The 2,991-nt window shown below is 71.7% G+C and carries 2 protein-coding genes and 1 pseudogene; 1 reads left to right on the top strand and 2 read right to left on the bottom strand.

The genetic code is table 11. The features are described from left to right. The coding region (locus tag CCN44_RS40660; RefSeq protein ID WP_462509668.1) for a phosphatase PAP2 family protein at positions 1–420 on the bottom strand (420 nt) is incomplete at its 3' end. Between the two features lie 384 nt (positions 421–804). Then, positions 805–2,139 carry a 4-aminobutyrate--2-oxoglutarate transaminase gene (gene gabT, locus CCN44_RS40655; RefSeq protein WP_059252887.1) on the bottom strand — a complete coding sequence of 445 codons (1,335 nt, stop codon included), beginning with the start codon at positions 2,137–2,139 and terminating at the stop codon, positions 805–807. 289 nt (positions 2,140–2,428) lie between these two features. Between gabT and CCN44_RS40650 the strand changes: the two are divergent. After that, positions 2,429–2,991 (top strand): annotated as a pseudogene (locus tag CCN44_RS40650) (ATP-binding protein); the annotation flags it as partial.

Below are 2,991 nucleotides of genomic sequence, written 5' to 3'. Positions count from 1 at the left end.
GAGGAGGGGGAGGAGGAGCAGGGCCGCGGAGCCGTACGCGACCGCCGCGGTCGCCGTGTGGCCGGACGGGAAGTAGCCGGTCCCCGGGGGCACCACCGGGGTTCCCGGCCGGGCCGTCCACTCCTTCAGCGGGACGACGATCGCCGGGACCAGTGCCATCAGCACGGCCGCGGCGAGCGGCGGCAGCCACCACCGCCGCGTCCCGGCGGCCCGGCCCCGCCAGGCCGTGTACCCGAGCGCCACGGCGAGCGCGGGGACGGCGACCTGGACATTGCCGAGGTCGGAGAGGAGATCGGAGAACCGGTCCGGGTGGACGAGGGCCCGGCTGGCGTCCGCGTCCAGCCGGAGCAGCGGCCCGTCGGCGGCGACCTGCCAGGTGATGAGGGCGAAGACGAGCGCCGGGAGGACCAGGAGCAGCATGGGCCCAGCTTGGCAGGTCGGGTCCGGCCGGGGAGGAAGGAGGTCGGCCGCCCCGGAACAAGGGGGGGTGGTTCCGAGGCGGCCGTCCGGATCGGAACGTCGCACGCCCCGGGGGGTTTGGGGCGGCGACCGTCCGATCGGTGAGGAGATCCCGGAGCCGTCAGGCGCCGGTTGTGTGCGCGAGGGCACGACCAGGTCGAAGCTGGGGAGGCCCCGGCCCGGTGTCCGTCCGCAGTCCCCTGTGGACGGGTGTATCTCTCATCTGAAGAGAACCTACGGCAGGCCGGTGCGCTTCGGCAGACGGAATCCGCTCCCGTCATCCACCCCGCACACCTTCTTCACACGGCCTGCCGCAGGGACCCTTCAGAGGTGCAGACCTGCTGCTCAGATGCGCGCGAACGCCTGCTCGATGATGTCGAGGCCCTCGTTCAGCAGGTCCTCGCCGATGACCAGCGGCGGCAGGAAGCGGAGCACGTTGCCGTAGGTGCCGCAGGTGAGCACCAGCAGGCCCTCGGCGTGGCAGGCCTTGGCCAGCGCGGCGGTGGCCTCCGGGTTCGGCTCCTTGGTCGTACGGTCCTTCACCAGCTCGATGGCGATCATGGCGCCGCGGCCCCGCACGTCACCGATGATGTCGAACTTCTCGGCCATGGCGGCGAGGCGGCCCTTCATGACCTCCTCGATCCGCTTGGCCTTGCCGTTGAGGTCCAGCTCCTTCATCGTCTCGATGGCGCCGAGCGCACCGGCGCAGGCGACGGGGTTACCGCCGTACGTGCCGCCGAGGCCACCGGCGTGCGCGGCGTCCATGATCTCGGCGCGCCCGGTGACGGCGGCGAGCGGCAGACCGCCGGCGATGCCCTTCGCGGTGGTGATGAGGTCCGGGACGATCCCCTCGTCCTCGCACGCGAACCACTGACCCGTCCGGCAGAAACCGGACTGGATCTCGTCGGCGACGAACACGATGCCGTTGTCCGCGGCGAACTGGCGGATGGCGGGCAGGAAGCCCTTGGCCGGCTCGATGAAGCCGCCCTCGCCGAGGACGGGCTCGATGATGATCGCGGCGACGTTGTCCGGGCCGACCTGCTTGGTGATCTGGTCGATGGCCTGCTTGGCGGCCTCGGGACCGGCGTTCTCCGGCCCGGTCGGCCAGCGGTAGCCGTACGCGACCGGCACCCGGTAGACCTCGGGCGCGAACGGCCCGAAGCCGTGCTTGTACGGCATGTTCTTGGCGGTCAGCGCCATGGTGAGGTTGGTGCGCCCGTGGTAACCGTGGTCGAACACGACGACGGCCTGCCGCTTGGTGTACGCACGCGCGATCTTGACGGCGTTCTCCACGGCCTCGGCGCCGGAGTTGAACAGCGCGGACTTCTTGGCGTGGTCGCCCGGGGTCAGCTCGGCCAGCGCCTCCGCGACCTCCACGTAGCCCTCGTACGGGGTGACCATGAAACAGGTGTGGGTGAAGTCGGCGAGCTGCGCGGAGGCACGCCGGACAACGGCCTCGGCGGACGCACCCACGCTGGTCACGGCGATGCCCGAGCCGAAGTCGATCAGCCGGTTGCCGTCGACGTCCTCGATGATGCCGCCGCCCGCACGCGTGGTGAACACGGGCAGCACGGAGCCCACGCCCTGCGCGACCGCGGCGGTACGGCGGGCCTGAAGCTCCTGCGACTTCGGGCCGGGGATGGCGGTGACGACGCGGCGCTCCTGCGGAAGTGCGGTCATGGGGGCTCCCTGATGATCTTGCGTACCGGGCGGTCCGGGGGGTTCCGGGCGGTGCGTTTTCGGACGCATACCTTCTTTTCTCGCAGGCTAAGACCGGTCACGGGGGGTGGGCATGCTCCATGTGGGCGTTGTCGGCGGCTCCCCTTGTCCGCCGTGGACATAGCCCACCCGGGCGGGCGCGGACCCTCCCGGCCGGGTAAGCGGTGAACTCCCCCTGCCGGGGCGTTAGATTGACTCGCTGATGAGCGACGGAACGGCGGACGGAACGGCTGGTCAGGGGGCAAGGTCGATGGACAGCGACAGCACGCACGACCCACGCGGCACACATGCGACGCCTGTACCACGGCCTACGCCACCTCGTGAGGGGGCGGGGGTGCCGCCCATGCCGCCCGGCGCGCCACCGGCTCCCTCGCTGCCGCCCGGTGTGCCACCGAAACCGGACGGCTCCCCCTTCCTCACCTGGCTGCGGACCCCCCGCCCGGAGGCGGCGCCGGGCGTGTGGCGCTACGGCCATCAGCCCCGTCCGGAACAGGAACCCGAGGAGATCCCGGCCCGGCAACTGCTCAGCGGCGCCCTGATCGCCTTCCTCGTGGGCTGGCTGGTCTGGTCCCTGCTGTGGAACGGCTACCTCGGGACCTGGTGGGTGCTGCCCCTGGAGCTGTTCACCCCCGACTCCTGGCGCCAGGGCAACGACGCCGTCGGCAACGCGATCCTCTGGTACTCGTACTACACCGTCATCGCGGTCGCCATCCTGCTGGTCGTCGGCCGCATCGGCCGCTGGGGCGAGGTCTGGCGGCGTTACGGGCCGCGCGCCTGGCGTCCCGCCGCGCCCGCCGTCCAGCCCCCGCCCTG

Source organism: Streptomyces tricolor, assembly GCF_002155905.1.
Classification (GTDB): Bacteria; Actinomycetota; Actinomycetes; order Streptomycetales; family Streptomycetaceae; genus Streptomyces; species Streptomyces tricolor.
The sequence above is the reverse complement of the archived record's forward strand: the minus strand, read 5'-3'. Positions and strand labels throughout refer to the sequence as shown.

Coding starts and splice junctions, on each gene's coding strand:
- gabT (WP_059252887.1), bottom strand. CDS start 2,139: ATGACCGCACTTCCGCAGGAGCGCCGCGTCGTCACCGCCATCCCCGGC.